At 67.2% G+C, this 18,852-nt stretch carries 12 protein-coding genes; 10 read left to right on the top strand and 2 right to left on the bottom strand.

Going from position 1 to position 18,852, the window contains the following annotated elements:
• Positions 1 to 36 precede the first annotated feature (36 nt).
• Positions 37 to 5,082: an SDR family NAD(P)-dependent oxidoreductase gene (locus ABZW16_RS07760; RefSeq protein ID WP_354953342.1), complete on the bottom strand. Its 5,046-nt coding sequence runs from the start codon at positions 5,080 to 5,082 to the stop codon at positions 37 to 39.
• 143 nt (positions 5,083 to 5,225) lie between these two features.
• Positions 5,226 to 6,563 carry an AMP-binding protein gene (locus ABZW16_RS07765; protein ID WP_354953344.1) on the bottom strand — a complete coding sequence of 446 codons (1,338 nt, stop codon included), beginning with the start codon at positions 6,561 to 6,563 and terminating at the stop codon, positions 5,226 to 5,228.
• 197 nt (positions 6,564 to 6,760) lie between these two features.
• On the opposite strand from ABZW16_RS07765, the gene ABZW16_RS07770 reads away from it, so the two are divergent.
• The 10 genes from ABZW16_RS07770 (at position 6,761) to ABZW16_RS07815 (ending at position 18,816) form a co-directional block, all read left to right on the top strand.
• A complete protein-coding gene (locus ABZW16_RS07770; RefSeq protein ID WP_354953346.1) occupies positions 6,761 to 7,795 on the top strand; it encodes a ketoacyl-ACP synthase III family protein in 1,035 nt (344 codons plus the stop codon).
• Positions 7,796 to 7,803: 8 nt separating this feature from the next.
• Positions 7,804 to 9,432, top strand: coding sequence for an AMP-binding protein (locus ABZW16_RS07775; RefSeq protein ID WP_354953348.1), 1,629 nt, complete (start codon positions 7,804 to 7,806; stop codon positions 9,430 to 9,432).
• Positions 9,429 to 9,692 (top strand): phosphopantetheine-binding protein, encoded by a 264-nt coding sequence (locus ABZW16_RS07780; protein WP_354953350.1) that lies wholly within the window; start codon positions 9,429 to 9,431, stop codon positions 9,690 to 9,692. Before ABZW16_RS07775 ends, ABZW16_RS07780 begins: the two co-directional genes overlap by 4 nt.
• Positions 9,689 to 11,173: an amidohydrolase family protein gene (locus ABZW16_RS07785; RefSeq protein WP_354953352.1), complete on the top strand. Its 1,485-nt coding sequence runs from the start codon at positions 9,689 to 9,691 to the stop codon at positions 11,171 to 11,173. The genes ABZW16_RS07780 and ABZW16_RS07785 overlap by 4 nt, the downstream gene beginning before the upstream one ends.
• Complete coding sequence (locus ABZW16_RS07790) at positions 11,170 to 11,934, top strand: 2,3-dihydro-2,3-dihydroxybenzoate dehydrogenase (RefSeq protein ID WP_354953354.1); 765 nt, start codon at positions 11,170 to 11,172, stop codon at positions 11,932 to 11,934. The genes ABZW16_RS07785 and ABZW16_RS07790 overlap by 4 nt, the downstream gene beginning before the upstream one ends.
• A gap of 14 nt (positions 11,935 to 11,948) precedes the next feature.
• A complete protein-coding gene (locus ABZW16_RS07795; protein WP_354953356.1) occupies positions 11,949 to 12,608 on the top strand; it encodes an isochorismatase family protein in 660 nt (219 codons plus the stop codon).
• Positions 12,605 to 14,515, top strand: coding sequence for an anthranilate synthase family protein (locus tag ABZW16_RS07800; protein ID WP_354953358.1), 1,911 nt, complete (start codon positions 12,605 to 12,607; stop codon positions 14,513 to 14,515). The genes ABZW16_RS07795 and ABZW16_RS07800 overlap by 4 nt, the downstream gene beginning before the upstream one ends.
• A 43-nt stretch (positions 14,516 to 14,558) precedes the next feature.
• On the top strand, positions 14,559 to 15,071 hold the full coding sequence (locus tag ABZW16_RS07805) for a TetR/AcrR family transcriptional regulator (RefSeq protein ID WP_354953360.1): 513 nt from the start codon (positions 14,559 to 14,561) through the stop codon (positions 15,069 to 15,071).
• A gap of 87 nt (positions 15,072 to 15,158) precedes the next feature.
• Entirely contained in the window at positions 15,159 to 16,592 is a 1,434-nt protein-coding gene (locus ABZW16_RS07810; RefSeq protein ID WP_354953362.1) for a DHA2 family efflux MFS transporter permease subunit, read from the top strand.
• Between the two features lie 34 nt (positions 16,593 to 16,626).
• On the top strand, positions 16,627 to 18,816 hold the full coding sequence (locus tag ABZW16_RS07815; RefSeq protein WP_354953364.1) for an MMPL family transporter: 2,190 nt from the start codon (positions 16,627 to 16,629) through the stop codon (positions 18,814 to 18,816).
• The last annotated feature ends 36 nt before the right edge of the window (positions 18,817 to 18,852 follow it).

Genomic DNA, 18,852 nt, shown 5'->3' on the forward strand with positions numbered 1-18,852 from the left:
GGTGGCGGGCCCGGGTGGCCGGGTGTGGCGGCCGGGTCAGCGGGATCGCAGGACCTCTTGGAGGTAGCGGGCGATATCGGTGATCGTCGGATAGTTCCAGAGCAGGGTGGCGGGCAGCGGAATGCCGAGGTGGCGTTCGAGATTCGCGCGCAGGGTGGTGGCGAGCAGGGAGTCGATGCCGGATTCGGTGAGGGGGCGGTGTGGGTTCAGATCGTCCGGGGCAGCGCCGAGCGTGCTGGCGGTGCGGGTGCTGACCAGGTCGAGGAGATAGTCGGTCAGCTCGGGTCCGGACAGCTCGGCCCAATCCGGTTCGGTTGATTCGGTTTCGGAGGTTTCGAGGACCAGCTCGGCCAGGAGCGCCGGGCGCGGGCCACGATGGTCGCGCAGCACGGTCAGCGCGACCTGTACCGGGGAATTCGCCTGGGCCGAGGCGTCGTCGAAGATTGTGAGTGCCTGTTCGGCCGTCAGATCGGCGGTGCCGCGAGCGGCCAGCTCGAGATCGGTCGCAGCCGCCGAGGTGGACATGCCCAGGCCGCGCCAGCTGGTCCAGGCCAGGCTCACGGTGTCCCGGTGTCCGGCGCGACGCCGCTGCACCGCGAGCGCGTCCAGGAGCGAGTTGGCGGCGGCGTACGCGGCCTGGCCGGGCAGTCCGAGCAGTGGACCGGCCGAGGAGAACAGCACGAGGAAGTCGATGCTGCCGGGCGGGAACAGCTCGTCCAGCACCAGTGCGCCATCCACTTTGGGGCGCATGACATTTCGCAGCACCTCGGGATCGAGGTCGGGCAACATCGCGCTGTCCACCGTGCCCGCCGCATGTACGACACCGCGCACGGGCGGCAGATCCAATGTGGCGAGTGCGGATTCGGTGGCCGCGCGATCGGTGATATCGACCGCGATGGTCCGCACGGTCACACCGGCATTCTCCAGCCGCCGCACCACGGCCACCCGCTCGTCGTCATCGGACCATTCGGCCCGGCCCGGCAGCGGCCGCCGCCCGAGCAGCACGATGCGTCGGGCCCCGCGTTCGGCCAGATGTACGGCAACCAGCAGACCGAGCGCTCCCAATCCGCCGGTGATCAGATAGGTTCCGTCGGGACGGCAGGCGAAGGCCGCATCCCGCTCGCGTTCCGCCGCCACGATCCGCTGTCCGAAGACCGCCCCGTCGCGAACCGAGACCACCGGATCCGCGATACCGGCTTCGATAGCCGTGCGTATCACCATATTCGAATCATCATCGGCGGACATATCGATGACCGCCCGGAAGAAGTCCGGATGCTCACTCGCGGCAACCCGGCCCATGCCCCACAAGGGTGCATGCGCGGTATCGCCTTCGCGCACACCGCGCGTCAATGCCCACAATCGAGGCCGGCGCTCGACCGCAACCGCACCCACCCGCCGCACGACGTCGGCGAATGCCGCGGCAGCACCGAAAGGCGTCCCCACGGGCGGTGCGAATACCACGTTCGCACTCTGTCCGGTATCGACCAGCCTGGTGTCGTCCGCGGATTCGACTACGACGATCGAGGTCTCGGCGATTGGCGAGGTCTCGGTCAAGGGTTGCCAGATGAGGTCGAAGCGAGTCGTGGCCAGGTGGCGGTCATCGGCTGCGCCGGGGCTGGCGGTGAGTTCGGCGTAGCGCAGTCCGATAAGTGTTGCCGCCGAATCCTCCCCAGCGACAACGACATCGACGGTTGTCGGCTGATCGGGTTGCAGTCGGACCGCGATATCGGCGCGCCGTGGTGCGGGGCCGGTCAGGGTGACGCGGTCGATATGGGCGGGCATGCGCAGCGTTGCAGGGCCGGGGAAGATGACCGAGGCCATCGACAGGGCTGCATCGAGGACGGCGGCCCAGCTGCGGTCGAGATCGGCGGTGGCGGTGGCGAACAGGGTGGTCTTGCCCTGCCTCAGGGTCTCGATCTGCCATGGATAGCCCATATCGGCGACACCCAGTTCCGCCAGGCGGTCGACGACGAAATTCGGGTCGAGCGATGAGTTGCTCTGGGCCGCAGCAGTTTCGAGCACGGATGCATGATCCGGGGTGGAAGCCGATCCGGTGCGCGCCATAGTGTGGGTCGCCCATGCCGTGTCGTCCGCGCCGAGGGGGCGCGAGACGATACGCAGGGCCGTGCCGTCGCGGACGACTTGGAGCTCGCGGGTCTGCGCCGGATCGGGTACCACCACCGGCTGTTTCAGCTGGACATCCACCAGTTCGGTGGTGCTTCCCGCGGTGCACAGGGTGTTGAGCAGCACGGCGGCCGGGGTGATTTCGGTGCCGAGTACGGGATGGCGACGTGGATACGGGCGGGTGCGGAAGTCGAGGGTGGTCCGCCAGAGCTGGACCGGGGTGCCGTGGACGGCGCTGTATGCGCCGAGCAGAGTATCGACGGGAGATTCCGCGCGCGGCGGACCGTCGACCCAATGGCGTTGGTGTTGCCAGGCATTCGTGGGCAGATCCAGCAGTCGACCGGCCGGTGCCGCCGCCGACCAGTCGATGCCGATGCCACGGCAATGCAGCGCGGCCAGCGAACGCAGCAGGGTTGCCTGTTCGGCGGTATTACGTCGCAGGGTCGGCAGGACGAGCCCGTCATCGATTCCGTTGGTGGACAGGGTTTCCAGGATCGAGTGACTCACCACCGGGTGCGCCGAAACCTCCACGAAGACCCGGTGTCCGTCGGCGATCGCGGCCGCGACGGCCTGGTGGAAGCGCACCGGCGCGCGCAGATTCGTGGCCCAGTATGCGGCGTCCTGCGACGGTGCCGAGCGCGGGTCGTTCACCGCCGTGACGTAGAGGGGTACGGCGGCGGGGGAGGGAGCGAGATCGGCGACGGCGATCGCGAGATCGGCGGCCAGCGGCTCCATCTGATCGGTGTGGAAGGCGACATCGGAATCGACTCGGCGAATGGTCCAACCGAGTCCCGGCCACTCTGCGGCGAGTTCGTCGACCGCGTCGACCTCGCCCGCGACCACGGTCGAGGATGGCGCCGCACAGATCGCCGCCTCCGCGTCGGTGCGCGCACCCAGTTGCGCGAGCACATCGTCGAACGGCTGGTCGACCATGATCATGGCGCCGTTGCCCGCCACCTTGCGCAGCAGATTGGAACGGCGGCAAGCCAGCAGTGCGCCCTCGGCCTCGGTCAGCACGCCCGCGGTTACCGCGGCGGCGATCTCGCCGACGGAATGTCCGATGATCGCGCCCGGACGTACACCGTAGCGCCGCCATACCGCCGCCAGTCCGAGCTGGACGGCGACCAGCATGGCCTGGATGACGTCCACCGAGTCGAATCTGCCGCTCTCCAGCACCCGGCGTGGCGTCAGTCCCATCTCCTCGCGATAGATCGGCCCGATCCGGTCGATCACCTCCGCGAAAACCGGTTCGGCACCGAGTAATTCGCGGCCCATACCCAACCACTGCGCGCCGTGCCCGGAAAAGACCCACACCGGATCGGCCTGGTGTCCGATCGTCTCTGCGACGGCGACCGACCGTTCGGTGCCGCCCGTGGCCAGTGCCGTCAGCCCGGTGACGAGTTCCGCGCGATCGGCGGCGACGACACCCGCGCGGACCGTGCGATGTCCGCGCTGCCGTGCCAGCGTATGTCCGAGATCGCCGAGTTCGGCGGATGCGGCGAGCGGCAGCAAACGCGCCGCCTGGGCGGCGAGCCCGGCCCGGGTCGCCGAGGAAATGGGGTAGATCCAGGATCGGTTGTGCCACATCGGCTCCGGTGCGTCTTCGATGCCGCTGGGCTGGTCCACGCCACCGTCCGGCCGCGGCGCTTCTTCGAGTACGACATGCGCGATCGTCCCGCCGTAGCCGTAGCTCGCCACACCCGCCGTGCGCGGCCGGTCCACCTGTGGCCACGCCATGGCCTCGGTGACCACCCGCAAACCATTATCGTGCCAGGGGATTTCGGCCCTCGGCCCGGAGACCACGACGGTCGGTGGAATGATCTGCCGGGTCAGCGCGAGCACGGTCTTGATGACCCCGGCGATCCCGGCCGCGGCCTCGGTATGCCCGATATTGCCCTTCACCGAACCGATGAGACACGGTGCGGCCCCATCGGCCCGATGTCCGAGGACCGCGGCGAGCGCCGCCGCCTCGATCGGGTCGCCGACCTTCGTACCCGTGCCATGCGCTTCGACGTAGTCCACCTCGCGCGGATCGACCCCGGCGGCGGCATATGCCCGGCGCAGCAGATGCTCCTGCGCCGAACTGGACGGCGCCATAATGCCTTCGGTGCGTCCATCCTGATGGACCGCGCTGCCGCGGATCACCGCCAGCACCCGATCGTTGTCGCGGCGCGCGTCCGACAATCGCTTCAGCACGATGATGCCGCAGCCCTCACCGCGGCCGTATCCGTCGGCCGCGGCATCGAAGGGTTTGGAGCGCCCGTCCTTCGAGATGGCGCCCGCCTGATCGAGCACCGTGGTCAGCCCGGGGCCCGCCATCACCATTACCCCGCCAGCCAGTGCGAGCGGCGTCTCGTACCGCAACAGTGCGGCGCAGGCTTGATGCAGTGCGACCAGCGAGGAGGAACAGGCGGTATCCACGGTAAGACTGGCCCCGCGCAGGTCCAGCGTGTAGGAGATGCGGTTGGCCACCGCGCACGGTGCGGCTCCGATACCGGTCCACGCCTCGACCTCCGGCAGCTCCTCCAGCAGTCTGCGCCCGTAGTCGTCGGCACCGACGCCCATGAATACCGACGCATCGGTCCCCGCCAACGTGTGCGGTGGAATTCCGGCGTGCTCCAAGGCTTCCCACGCCACTTCGAGCGCGATCCGCTGCTGGGGGTCGAGCTGACGGGCCTCGATGGCGGAGATACCGAAGAACCGGCCGTCGAATCCGGCGATATCGGTCAGGAATGCGCCGCGCGGGGTGACGCGCGTCAGCACCGCGGCGTGTTCGCGCGAGTGGGCACGATGGGCCGCCCACCGATCCTCGGGCACGGTGTCTGCGGCGCACCGCTTATCGAGCAGGAATTGCCAGAGCTCGTCCGGCGAACCCAGATCGGGAGCGAAGCGGCAGCCGAGCCCGACGACGGCGATCCGGTCGGCGGCGGCGGTGGTGTCGGCGGCGGTTGTGGTCACGGGGGCAGTGGGCTCGTACACGAGAAGGTCCTCACCGATTGTGCGAACGGCGGTGTCTGCACCGGCGATCAGCAGACCGGCACAGGCACGCGAAGGTGTGGTCCCGGAACGAGTCCGGGTCGACGGGGCGGTGATCGACCGCGTCACTGATACATGAGTGCCTTGTCCCAGGACTCGTCCGGGCCGAACAGATAGCGGGCCTTGAGAATGTCGCGATGAGCGGTCAAGGCCTCGACGGGCACCAGGCTGCCGACCGGCAATGCCGTAATGGCATGCCGGACATCGAGTGTCCGATCGATCGCCGCGGCCAACTCCACCGCGGCACGGTCGCGCACATCATCGGGCGCTTCGAATTCCACTCGCAGCACATCGGTTTCGGCCCGCGCGCGCCAGAAGCCGACCTCGTACGCGAGCGGCAGCTGGAAAATCATTTCCTCCAGATCGTTCTGCCGCACCGTCACTGCGCCGACCGGATATCCGAACGCCGTGCGGCCGAAGACCCGAACGGTCGGCAGCCGCCACCCGCAGGCGCACGGTTCATGGTGCACCTCGACATCGTCGGCCAGGTTGTAACGCAGCAACGGCATGGCCGCGCGATACAGCGGCGTCACCACCAGCTGCCCGCATCCGGTATCGGACAGTGTGCCGGTCTCGGGCGAATACACCTCGAAGATGGCCCGATCCGCCCACAGGTGCAGCCTGCCCTCCGGACATTCGCCCGCGACGGTGCCGGTTTCGGTGGACCCGTACTCCTCGACAATGTGCACCCCGCCCCAGATCTCGCTCAGCCGCCGCTTGCGGGCGACGGTCATCGGTTCGGCGGCCACGAACATCGCACGCAGGGCCGGAAAGTCGCGCTCCGGCCGCAGCCCCGCGGCCCGGGCCGCGGCCGCGATCATCATGGCTTCGGTCGGATTGCACCAGGTCAGCGAGACGTCCAGGCGGTGCATGAGCCGCACAATGCGGGCCAGCGGCAGTGCGAGTGAGCGGGCATCGCCGGGTACCACCGTCGCACCGCGCAACCGCCCCGCCGCCTGTGCCAGATGTCCGGTGATCACCAGCGCATACGGCGTGCGCACCAGGAAGGTGTCCGCCGGTGTGATGCCGACCCATTTGCGGGCATACCGCTCCGCGAGGTCGGCCCAGTCGTCATCGGTGTAATACGAGGCCGTCGGCTCCCCGGAGGTGCCGCTGGATTCGTGATAGGTCGCCAATTCCGCGCGGGGCACCGCGAGCATTCCGAACGGATACGCATTGCGCAGGTCCTGTTTGGACGTGAGGGGTAGACCGGCGAAATCTTCGGCCACCCGCGGAGTTCCGTCGCGCTCGAATCGGGCGGCATAGAACGGCGACCGCGCGGCCTGCTCGAATATTCTCGGCAGCTGTGCCCGCTGTAATTGCGCGAGTTCGTCGGGCGTGGTCCAATCGCCGATTTCCGGACGGTTGCGAACCGCTATATCGCCCTTGGGAATTACGGTCATCGATCCTCCTCGGATGCTACGACCTAGGACAACACCCGCGCGACGCCCACGCCAGCCGGGCAGCTACTCAATTGCTACTCAATTGAGAAAAATGCGCTCCGGACTCCCAGAAATTGAGTAGCAACTACTCACGATTTCACTGCACCGACCTGGTTGCATCCCAGGTGTAGCACGGCGACACGAGAAAGTTGGGCCGCATGCAAACCGAGGATATCTATCTGGCTGGCGTGGGCAGTTACCTGCCCGAGTCGATTTCCACCGAATCCGCCGTCGCCGCGGGCTGGTACGACCAGGCCGAGCGCATCGCGTCCGGTATGCGTTCGTGCGCGGTGAGCCCCGACACCCCGGCGCCGGATCTGGCGATCAGCGCGGCCGGCATCGCCTTGGCCGAATGCGGCCACGATTCCGACGATATCGGTGCGCTGCTGCACAGCTACACCCACCACCAGGGCCCCGACGGCTGGTCCGCCGTGCACTACATCCTGAACAACACCGTGGATCGCCCGATCCCGGCGGTCGAGATCAAACAGGGCTGCCTCGGCATGCTGGCGGGTCTGGAGGCCGCCGCCAACCGGCTCATCGCCAACCCCAGCCATGACGCGGTATTGCTCACCACCGGTGACAACTTCTCCACTCCGCTGGTGGACCGCTGGCGTGGTTCGAAGCTGTTCCTGTTCGCCGACGCGGGCGCGGCGGCCGTGGTGTCGCGGCGCGACGGATTCGCGAAAGTGCGTGCCGTCGGTTCGCTTTCGGATTCATCGATGGAAATCCTGCACCGCGCCGGTGAGGCGCTGTTCCCGCCCGGTATTACCCGCGGTCGCGGGCTGAACTTCGACGAACGCGCGGCGAAGGTCCGCGAACAGTGGGCCGCGGGCCAGGCCCCGCCGATCCGCAACTTCGGACTGGCGGTGGCCGCAATCGCCGAGCGCACCATGGACGAGGCGGGCGTCTCGTTCGACAAGATCAGCAAGGTCTGCCACATCGGATTCGGCCGCGGTTCACTCGAGGCCATGTTCCTGCAGCCGCTCGGCGTCGAAAAGGCCCAGGAGGTCTGGGATTTCACCAACACCATCGGGCACACCGGCGCCGCCGACATGTTCCTCGGTCTCGAACACGTGTGGCGCACCGGACAGGTGCGCCCCGGCGACCACGTGCTGATGATCGGTGCGAGCACCGGCATGGAAGCAGGTGCCGCGGTGGTCGAGATCCTCGCACCCGCACCGGCGAAGTAGAGGCGGCGATGCTGGAGGGTTTCACGCCCTGGCCGCAGGAATTCGCCGAACGCTATCGGGCCCAGGGGTTCTGGAGCGGCGAAACGCTGGGGGCGGTATTGCGGCAGGCCGCCGAGCGATATGGTGACCGGACCGCGCTGGTCCACGACGACCGTCGGATCGGCTACCGCGACCTCGATGCCTGGGCCGATCGACTGGCCGCGCTGTTTCAACGGCACGGCGTGCGCTCGGACGATCGGGTACTGGTGCAATTGCCGAATATCCCCGAGTTCGTCGCGATAACCTTCGCGCTCTTGCGAATCGGTGCGAAACCCGTGTTCTGCCTGGTCGCACACCGCGAGACCGAGGTCGGCCACCTGGTGCGCCTCAGCGGCGCAACCCATTACGTGCTGCCCGACACCTACCGCGAGTTCCGCCATCGCGACATGGGCGAGCGCATCCACGCGACGCACGACCAGTTGCGCAGCCTGTTCCTCGTCGGCGGTCGCGCCGATGGTTTCGTCTCGATCGAGGACGCGGATCAGGAGCCCTATCAGACTCGGTTGCCGGAAACCGATCCGGCGGATGTCGCGTTCTTCCTGCTGTCCGGCGGCACCACGGCACTGCCGAAGCTGATCCCGCGCACCCACGACGACTACGTCTATCAATCGCTGCGCGCCGCCGAGGTGTGCGAATTGAACGACCGCGACGTCTACCTCGCCGCGCTGCCGATCGAATTCAACTTCGCCTGGGGTTGTCCGGGCGTGATCGGCACCTTCCACACCGGCGGCACTGTGGTGCTGGCCGACACCCCGAACCCGATGGATTGCTTCCCGCTGATCGAGCGGGAGCGGGTGACGGTCACCGCCCTGGTGCCCTCGCTGGTCGCGGTCTGGCTGGAGGTCGCCGAATGGGCCTCCTGGAATCTGAGCAGCCTGCGGCTGCTGCAGGTCGGTGGCGCGCGGATGACCCGCGAATTCACCGCGAGCATCGGACCGACGCTGGGCTGCGAGCTGCAGCAGGTATTCGGCATGGCCGAAGGTCTGCTGTGCTTCAGCCGCCCGGACGATCCCGCCGAGTCGGTGCTGACCACCCAGGGCAAGCCCATCTCCGACGCCGACGAGATCGTGATCGCCGACGCCGACGGCACCGCGCTGGCACCGGGCGAGGTGGGGGAGCTGCTCACCCGCGGCCCCTACACGCTGCGCGGCTATTACGCTGCGCCGGAACATAATCGAGTCGCCTTCACCGCCGACGGCTTCTATCGGACCGGCGACCTGGCCCGGCTCACCCGCGACGGCGATCTGGTCATCGAGGGCCGGATCAAGGACATGATCATTCGCGGTGGCGACAAGGTCAATGCGGGCGAGGTGGAGGAACATCTGCTCGGCTGCCCCGGGGTGCGTGCGGTCGCGGTGGTCGGTGTGCCGGATCCCTTCCTCGGCGAGCGCACCTGCGCATTCGTCGTGCCAACGGCCGCCGCCCCGAATCCGGCCGAACTGAAGCAGGCCATGCACGCCCGCGGTGTTGCGGCCTACAAGATTCCGGATGACATCGAGATCGTTGTCGAACTGCCCCTGACCCCGCTGGGCAAGGTCGACAAGAAAGCCCTGGTCCGCACCCGTGCGGGCGCATCGATAACAGGAGTGCCGTCGTGACCGTCGTATCCGTTCCCACCGAGGCCCAGCTGCGTGCCGAACTCGCGCCCGTACTCGGCCTCGCCGATGCCGCCGAACTCGATCCCGACGCCAATCTCGTTGTCCTGGGCCTGAGTTCGCTCGAATTGATGCGCATGGTCGGTCGCTGGAACAAGGCCGGGGTGCCCGCGGTATTCGAAGAACTGGTCGCCACCCCCACGCTGACCGCCTGGCTGCGGCATTTCGCGGCCATCGTCGCGCAGGGGGCGAAGAACGCATGAGCGCCCTGCTGATCGAAAATGGTGTCGTCTACACCGCCGATGCCGCCGAAACGGTGCTCTCGCGCGGCTCGATTCTCGTCGTGGACGATAAGATCGCGGCGATCGGAGTCCCGGAGACCGTCGCCGCGGCGGTGGCCGCACTCGCCGATCCGGTGCGGTCCGAACTGCACACCATCGACGCCGCTCGAATGATGGTGCTGCCCGGTCTGATCAATGCCCACTGGCACGATATGTTCGCCATGGGCTTCCCGCTGCGCGGCGCACTGCGTCCGGCCAGCGACCGCACCGATGAGGTCGCCTTGTTCGGCGGCGGCGGCGATATGCACAAGATCTCCGGCATGTTCGACTCGTTCGACGGCCTCATCTCCGGCCTGACCCCCGACGAGGGCCAGGCGATCGCCGAATATTCGATGTGGACCCAATTGCGCGGTGGTGTCACCACGCTCGGCGACGCGGGTTCGCTGAACCGCCCGGCCGCACTCGTCGCCGCCGCGCGCACGCTCGGCATCCGGTTCAGTGCCACCACCTGGGCATCCGATGCCATCTGCCCGCCCGCCGCCGACTCCTTCGTCCGCACCAGGGATGCCGACGCCGTACTCTCCCAACTCGAGGAGCTGCTGAAGAGCTGCGCGCAGGACGAATCCGGCCGCATCCGCTGTCGTCCGTCGATCGCGTATGTCACCAATATGACCGATGAACTCGGTCGCGGTTTCGCCGAACTCGTCGCGCGGCACGACGCGGGTTTCGTCACGCACGTCGGCGCGGTGCGCAACGAGCCGGAACTGATGCGAAAGTACTACGGCGCCACCGGCGTTCGCCGCTTACACGATCTCGGCCTGGTCACCGACCGGCTGATGGCCGCGCACTGCGCGTTCATCGACGACGAGGAGCAGGCGCTGCTGCGTGCGGCCGGTGCGCATATCAGCCATTCGCCCGGAAAGTACGGCCCCTCCGGCGAATCCACGCTGACCGAGACCGCTGTGGTGCCGCGCCTGCGTCGCGCGGGTGTTCCGGTATCGCTGTCCACCGACGGGGCCTCGCTCCCGAATGCCGGAATGGCCGAGGCCATGCGCGCGGCCTGGCAGATGTACAACGAGATGGTCGCCGACCAGACCGATGTGCTGCCCACCGACACGCTGGCCATGTCCACCCGTATCGCCGCCGCGGGCCTGCGCTGGGCCGGGGAGATCGGCAGCCTCGAGGTCGGCAAACAGGCCGATCTGGTGCTGATCCGCACCGACGACTGGCGCTATCTGCTCAATCCCCGTCCGCTGGAAAGCTTTCTGTGGCTCGGTGGATCCCACGACGTCGACACGGTCGTCGTGGGCGGGCAGGTGCTGCTGTCCGGCGGAGGCAGCGTTGGCGTCGACGTCGACGAGCTGCGGGAGCGATATCTGACCGCGCTCGGCTCGTTCACCACCCGCTGCCTCGGGGTGCCCGCCGAGGTGGTCGGGGGCATATTGGCCGGAGCGCGGCGATGAGTGTCGCACTGGTGACCGGCGCGGCGGGCGGCATCGGCAGCGAAATCGCCCGTGCCCTGGTGGAATCCGAGAAGGCGGTGGCCCTGGTCGACCGCGGGATTCCGGCGCTGTGGGATCTGGCGGAGAAGCTCGACGCGGCGGGTGGCCGGGTGCTCGCCGTGGCCGCCGATGTCGCCGTGCCCGAGGAGGTGGTCGCGGCGGTGGCGCGTACCGAAGCCGTACTCGGTCCGGTGGATGCTCTGGTGAACGCGGCGGGCATTCTGCAACACGGCCGGATCGAGGAAATGGCCGAACTGGATTGGGCGACCACCCTCGCCGTGAACGCGGGTGGCGTATTCCATGTCTGCCAGGCCGTGGCGCGACGCATGCAGTCGCGTCGACGCGGTGCCATCGTCACCGTGTCCTCGAATGCCGCGACCACACCGCGGATCGGCATGTCGGCGTATGCGGCCTCCAAGGCCGCGGCCAGCATGCTGACCCGCTGCCTCGGACTCGAACTGGCGGAGTACGGAATTCGCTGCAATGTGGTGGCCCCTGGCTCCACCGCCACCCCGATGCTGACCGCGCTGTTCGACGGCTCGGATGCCGAGCGCGCCACCATCGACGGTGTGCCGCAAGACTTTCGGATCGGCATTCCGCTCGGGCGGATCGCGCGCCCGAGCGATATCGCCGATGCCGTCCTGTTCCTGTTGTCCGACGAGGCCCGCCACATCACCATGCAGCAGCTCACCGTCGACGGTGGCGCCACGCTCGGTGCTTGAACAAGGAGACAGCTGTGGCCATCGCACCGATAGCCCCCTACCCGATGCCCGGCGCGGCGGAACTGCCGGATAACACCGTGCGGTGGCGGATCGAGCCGCGGCGCTGCGTACTGCTCGTCCACGATATGCAGCACTATTTCCTGGCGCCGTATTCGGCGGACCGGGAGCCGCTGACCGTGCTACTGCACAGTGTCACCGCACTGCGCGATCTGTGTGCGCGCCTTTCGGTTCCGGTCGTCTACACCGCCCAGCCCGGCAGCATGAGCGACGAGCAGCGCGGGTTGCTCAAGGACTTCTGGGGCCCCGGCATGAGCGCGGCTCCCGAACACCGTGGCATCCCGGACGAATTGCGGCCGGGGCCCGCCGATCCGGTGCTCACCAAATGGCGGGCCAGTGCCTTCCATCGCACCGAATTGCTGGATCTGATGCGGCGTACCGGCCGCGATCAGCTGCTGATCTGCGGGGTGTACGGGCACGTCGGAGTGCTGCTCACGGCCTGTGACGCCTTCGCCAACGACCAGCAGGCGTTCGTCATCGCCGACGCGATCGCCGACTTCACACCCGAATTCCATCGAATGACACTGGATTACGTCGCGAGCCGCTGTGGCCGGGTGGTGGTATCCGCGCAGGTACTCGCCGAGTTGTCCGCGGCGGTCGAGGTGGTGGCGCGGTGAGCCCCGACGAATTCGTTCCGCTGCTCGCCGAATGCCTCTCGGGGACAACGTCGTTCGCATTGTTGCAGCGGCCGGAATCCGGGCCGGGGGAGGGGGTCGAATTACTGCTCGGCACGGTGTCGGAACAAACCACCACGGCCGAATTGCCCGCGCTGGCACCCGCCGTCGACGCACACGCCCTGCTCGCCATCGTGCCGTACCGGGCGATCGGCGAACGCGGCTTCGCGCACCATGATGACGGTGCGCCGGTGCTGTGCCTCGCTGTCGACCGGCAGACCCGACTGTCGGTCGACCGGCTGCGCGCTGCCGTTGCCGACTGGCCGATCGAGGTCGGCCCTGGCGAATTCGATATCGACGACACCGCCTACGCCGAGTTGGTCCATCGCGTGCTCGCCGAGGAGATCGGCCACGGCGCGGGTGCCAACTTCGTCTTGCGCCGCACCTGGCAATGCGAGGTCACCAACTGGAGCGTGCGCACCGCGGTGACGTACTTTGTCCGGCTGCTCGCGGGGGAAACCGGTGCCTACTGGACGTTCCTGGTGCACACCGGCGGTCGCACCTTCATCGGCGCGAGCCCGGAGCGACAGGTCAGCCTGGCCGATGGCGCGGCCGCCATGACCCCGATCAGCGGTACCTACCGCTATCCCGCCGAGGGCCCCACGGTCTCCGGCGTGCTGGATTTCCTGGCCGACGGCAAGGAAACCAATGAGCTCTACATGGTGCTCGACGAAGAGCTGAAGATGATGTGCCGCATCTGTCCCGAGCCGTATGTGCACGGTCCGCGGCTCAAGGAGATGGCCCGGCTCGCGCATACCGAATATCGGATAGCCGGGGACTGCGACCGCGACTATCGCGAGGTGCTGCGCGAAACGCTGCTCGCGCCCACCGTCACCGGCAGCCCGCTGGAAAATGCCTGCCGGGTGATCACCCGATTCGAGCCGACCGGCCGCGGCTACTATGCGGGCGTGCTCGCCCTGGCCGGACGGGACGAACGCGGCCGCCCGCGCATGGATTCGGCGATCATGATCCGCACCGCCGAGGTGGATGGCGCGGGCCGATTGCGCATCGGCGTCGGCGCGACCTTGGTGCGTGATTCGGATCCGGCCACCGAATCGCGTGAGACCCGCGCCAAGGCCGCCGGTCTGCTCGACGCGCTGCACAACCGCGCCCGCACCGCAACCACCCGTGATCTCGGCGCGGATCCCGCTGTGCAACAGGCGCTTTCGGATCGGAATGGGCCGCTGGCAACGCTCTGGCTGCGACCGACGTCTGTCGCGCGACCGCATGCCGGTCGCCGGATACTGATCGTGGACGCCGAGGATACCTTCACCGCGATGGGCGCCCGGCTGCTGCGCGCACTCGGTCTCGATGTCACCGTGCACCCATGTGGCGAACCGGTCGAACCGCACCGCTACGACCTCGTGGTGATGGGACCCGGTCCGGGTGATCCCCGTGACCTGTCCGATCCCAAGATCGCCCGGCTGCATGCGCTCACGCGCACGCTGCTCGACGGCCCGGTGCCCTTCTTCTCGGTCTGCCTGAGCCATCAGGTACTCAGCACCCAGCTCGGCCTGCAGGTGGCCCGCTGCCCGGTCTCGAACCAGGGCGTGCGGCGCCGCGTCGAGCTGTTCGGCACACCGGAATCGGTCTACTTCTACAACACCTTCCAGGCCCGTCATGACGATGCGGTCTACTGGAGCCGGCGTCGCTCGGGTCCGATCGAAGTCTGCCGTGATCCGCACACCGGAGCAGTACACGCATTGCGCGGCAACGGGTTTGCCTCGGTACAGTTCCATCCGGCCTCGGTGATGACGACCAATGGCTCGGCCATCGTCGATCGCTTGATCACACCGCTGCTGCTCGGCGAGCCCGTCGGTAGTGCCGCGGCCGACTACTCAATGAGCTGACTACTCATTGACCGGTATGTGATTGATTACTAACGTTGGGAATGTGAGTTCACCGGCGAAAGTGCGGATGTCCTCGGAGGAGCGGCGCGAGCAGCTCATCACCGAGGCCATTGCCGAATTCGCGGTCGGTGGCTATATGGGGACGGCGACGGAAGCGATCGCCCGTCGGATGGGCGTCTCGCAGCCATACCTGTTCCGGCTGTACAAAACCAAGAAGGCGATCTTCCTCGCGGCCGCCGAACGCGCATTCGACATTGTCGAGCAGACCTTCCGGGACAATGCGGTCGGCGACACCGAAGAAGAGCGGCTGGCGGCGATCGGGGACGCCTATATCGCGCTGCTCGCCGACCGCCAACTGCTGACCTTCCAATTGCATGTCTACGCCGCGGCCAGTCTCGATGAGGAGATCCGCGACCTGAGCCGGGTGCGCTTCCAGCGGCTGTTCGATCTGGTGCACGAGCTGACCGGTGCGGACCCGGACGCGCAGTCGAAATTCATGGCCGACGGAATGCTGCTCAATGTGGCAAGCGCACTCGATCTGAACCTGCCCGACTAACCCTCGCACCCCGAAAACGCTGGGATCCTTGGCCTTTTGCCGTGTCTCGGGAACTAAGTGATCACTAACTAACTCAGGAAGAAACTGATGACACACCCCGACAAGAATCGGATCGTGTGGACCTTTGTGGTCTGCGGCTTCGCGGTCTTCATGGTGTCGCTGGACAACCTGGTGGTGTTCAATGCGCTGCCCACCATCCGTGCCGAACTGCACACCGGCCTCGACGGATTGCAGTGGACGGTCAACTCCTACACCCTGACCGAGGCGGTGCTGTTGCTGGCGGGCGCCTCGCTCGGCGACCGCTTTGGACGTAAACGGGTTTTCGCGCTCGGACTGGCGCTGTTCACCGCCGCCTCCGCGGCATGCGCGCTGGCACCGTCGATCGAATTCCTCATCGGTGCAAGGGCGATCCAGGGCATCGGTGCGGCGATTCTCATCCCGCTCACCCTGACGCTGCTCGCCGATGCCGTGCCGCCCGCGAAACGTGGTGCGGCCATAGGCATGTGGAGCGCGATGAGCGGTTTGGCGGTCGGGCTCGGGCCGGTGGTGGGCGGTGCGATCACCGACGTCGCCTCCTGGCAGTGGATCTTCTGGTTGAACGTGCCGATCGGGGTGGTGCTGCTGCCCATCGCGGTGTGGATGGTGCGCGAAAGTTTCGGTGCGCATGGTTCTTTGGATGTGGTCGGCAATGTGCTGGTGGCCGCCGGTCTGTTCGGCGTGGTGTTCGGTGTGATCCGGGGCAACGACCACGGCTGGACGAGTGCGGGTGTACTGAGCCCGATAGTCGCGGGTGCGCTGGTGCTCGCGGCATTCGTGGTCTGGATTCTGCGCGCGTCGGCGCCGATGGTTCCGCCCGTGCTGTTCGCCGGTCGCGGTTTCACCCTGACCATCCTGACCGGATTCGCCATGGCCGTCGGCATGTTCGGCGCGATCTTCCTGCTGGCTCAGTTCCTGCAGACGGTGCAGCACTATTCGGCGCTGAAGGCGGGCGTATACACCCTGGCCTGGACCGCGATGCCCACCTGCACCGCACCGATCGCGGGCGTTCTCATCGACCGGATCGGCGGTAAGCCGGTGCTGGTCACCGGGTTGGTGCTGCAGACCATCGGACTCGGCTGGCTGGCCGCCATCACCGATCCGGAGGTGTCGTATGCGGCGCTGGTACCCGCCTTTGTGATCAGTGGTGCCGGAATGGGACTGTTCTTCCCGCCGATCGCCCGGCTGGCGCTGGAATATGTCGCACCGGAGTACGAGGGTGTTGCCTCCGGTGTGTCGAATACCGTGCGCAATCTCGGCACCGTCATCGGAATCGCCGCGCTGGGCGCGGTTTTCACAGCCAATGGCAGCTATGCGACCGGACAGACCTTCACCGACGGTTTCGCCCCCGCGGTGTGGGCGGGCTGCGCGATCCTCGGCGCGGCGACGCTGTTCGCCATCGCGCTGCCCGGCCGGGCCGCCATCGAGGCGTCCGAACCGGCCGATGCCGTTGTCGAACCCGAAGCGGCCCCGGTCCGAGGCTGACCGCATTCGAACCGGATCTTGATGGGAGGTAATGATGTTCGAGAAATTGGGTGTGTTCGTTTACACCTGGCGCAAAGCGATGCTCGGGCTGACGCTGCTCTTCGCGGTGGTGGCGGGGGCGTACGGCGTCGGAGTATTCGGCGATATGGTGCCCAATGGCTTCGAGGCGCGTGACGCCGAGAGCAGGCAGGCCGCAGAGTTGGCCGAAAAGGCATTTCCACAGCGCGCGCCGGATGCGGTCATCGTGTACCGGTCCGCCGACAGAACCGTCGACGACTCCACCTTCCGCACTGCGGTGCAGAACCGGATCGCGGCGCTGCCCAAGGATGTGGTCACCGGATCGGTCGACTTCTGGACCACCGGAGCGCCGGATCTGGCCAGCCGGGACCGCCATGCCACCTATGTGGGGCTGAACCTGGCGGGTGCGGATGACAATGCCAAACAGGACAGCTATCTGAAGATCAAGGACAGGCTCGGCGTCGATGGGCTGCGGAGCGTCCGCGGCGGCAACACCCCGGCCGGATACGAGGCCGGTAATCAGGTCGGTAGCGATCTCGGTATGGCCGAAGGACTTTCGTTCCCGGTGCTGTTCATCCTGTTGGTGATCGTATTCGGCGGACTGGTCGCGGCCAGCCTGCCGCTGGTCGTCGGCGGCCTGTCGATCCTCGGCTCGATGGCGGTGCTGCGGCTGCTGGCCCAGTTCACCGATATCTCGGTATTCGCCATGAGTCTGGTCACCATCCTCGGATTGGCCGTGGCCATCGACTACGGTCTGTTCATCGTCAGCCGCTACCGTGAGGAAACCGAACGCGGCCGAGAGGGCGCCGACGCCATTGTGCACACCCTGGCCACCGCCGGACGCACCGTCGCGGTCTCCGGTATTACGGTCGCGGTGGCACTGGCCTCGATGAGCTTCTTCCCCTTCGTATTCCTGAAATCCATGTCCTATGGCGGTATCGCGGCGGTGCTGCTGTCGATGGTCTTCTCACTGATCGCACTGCCCGCGGCACTGGGCGTGCTCGGCCACCGGGTCAATGCGCTGTCGCTGTGGAAGCAGCGTTCGGCCGTCCCCGGTGATGGCGGCTTCTGGTACCGGCTCGCGCACGGCGTCATGCGTCGCCCGATCGCGGTGACCGCGGTCGCCGTCGCACTGTTGCTGGTGCTGGCCGCGCCGCTGCTGAAGATCGATTTCGGCGCCAACGATGCCCGTCAGCTGCCCGAAACCGCGGAGGGGCGACAGGTTTTCGAGATGCTGGCGGATGATTTCGACGGCGATGGTGCGAAGACGATCGACGCCGTGCTGAAGCTGTCCGGTCCCGCCGACACGCCCGCACAGCAGAGCGAACTCACTGCCTACGCCACGCGACTCGACAGCGTAGCGGGTGTGCGCAACGCGCAGATCACCGGCGTCGAAGGCACCATGGCGCGGGTGTCGGTGTCGTATGACGGTGCGGCGGTATCGAAGTCGAGCCGAGAGCTGCTCGACCGCCTGCGTGCCGAGCCGAAACCGCCGGGCGCGACCGCGTATTTCGGCGGTGAGACCGCGGCGTACGACGATACGCTGCGCAAGCTCGGCGCGGTGCTGCCGTGGATGCTGCTGTACATCGCGGTATCCACTTACCTACTGCTGTTCCTCGCCTTCGGCTCGGTGTTGTTGCCGCTCAAGGCGATTGTGATGAATCTGCTGTCGCTGTCGGCGACCTTCGGCATCCTGGTCTGGATATTCCAGGAGGGGCATCTGTCCGGCGTGCTCGGCTTCGATCCGACCGGCAATATCGAACCGAATATGCCGATCATGTTGTTCGCCTTGATCTTCGGCCTGTCCATGGACTACGAGGTGTTCCTGCTCTCGCGGGTGCGCGAACAGTACGACCGGCTCGGCGACCCCACCGCTGCGGTCGCTACCGGCGTGCAACGTACCGGCAGGTTGATCACCAGTGCGGCGCTGCTGATGTGCGTTCCGCTGGCGGCCATGGCCTTCAGTCAGGTACTCACCATGAAGCTCTTCGGCGTCGGCATGGTGGTCGCGATCGTGCTCGACGCGACGATCGTGCGGATCCTGCTGGTTCCGGCGATCATGCGCCTGCTCGGCCACGCCGGCTGGTGGGCTCCGGGTCCGCTGCGAAAGCTATACGCCCGGTTCGGCATTCAGGAATCCGACGGAGAACCGGCACCCGCCGAAGCGGAGCCGCCCACGGAATCGGACGTGCCCGCGCTGACCTGACCGCACAGCTGATCCCCCGGCCGTCGAATCCGGCGG

This window comes from Nocardia sp. NPDC004604, assembly GCF_040609795.1.
GTDB lineage: Bacteria > Actinomycetota > Actinomycetes > Mycobacteriales > Mycobacteriaceae > Nocardia.

Excerpts from the sequence above, each read along its gene's own strand:
- ABZW16_RS07765 (WP_354953344.1), bottom strand. The coding sequence starts at position 6,563 with ATGACCGTAATTCCCAAGGGCGATATAGCGGTTCGCAACCGTCCGGAA.
- ABZW16_RS07770 (WP_354953346.1), top strand. The coding sequence starts at position 6,761 with ATGCAAACCGAGGATATCTATCTGGCTGGCGTGGGCAGTTACCTGCCC.
- ABZW16_RS07775 (WP_354953348.1), top strand. The coding sequence starts at position 7,804 with ATGCTGGAGGGTTTCACGCCCTGGCCGCAGGAATTCGCCGAACGCTAT.
- ABZW16_RS07785 (WP_354953352.1), top strand. The coding sequence starts at position 9,689 with ATGAGCGCCCTGCTGATCGAAAATGGTGTCGTCTACACCGCCGATGCC.
- ABZW16_RS07790 (WP_354953354.1), top strand. The coding sequence starts at position 11,170 with ATGAGTGTCGCACTGGTGACCGGCGCGGCGGGCGGCATCGGCAGCGAA.
- ABZW16_RS07810 (WP_354953362.1), top strand. The coding sequence starts at position 15,159 with ATGACACACCCCGACAAGAATCGGATCGTGTGGACCTTTGTGGTCTGC.
- ABZW16_RS07815 (WP_354953364.1), top strand. The coding sequence starts at position 16,627 with ATGTTCGAGAAATTGGGTGTGTTCGTTTACACCTGGCGCAAAGCGATG.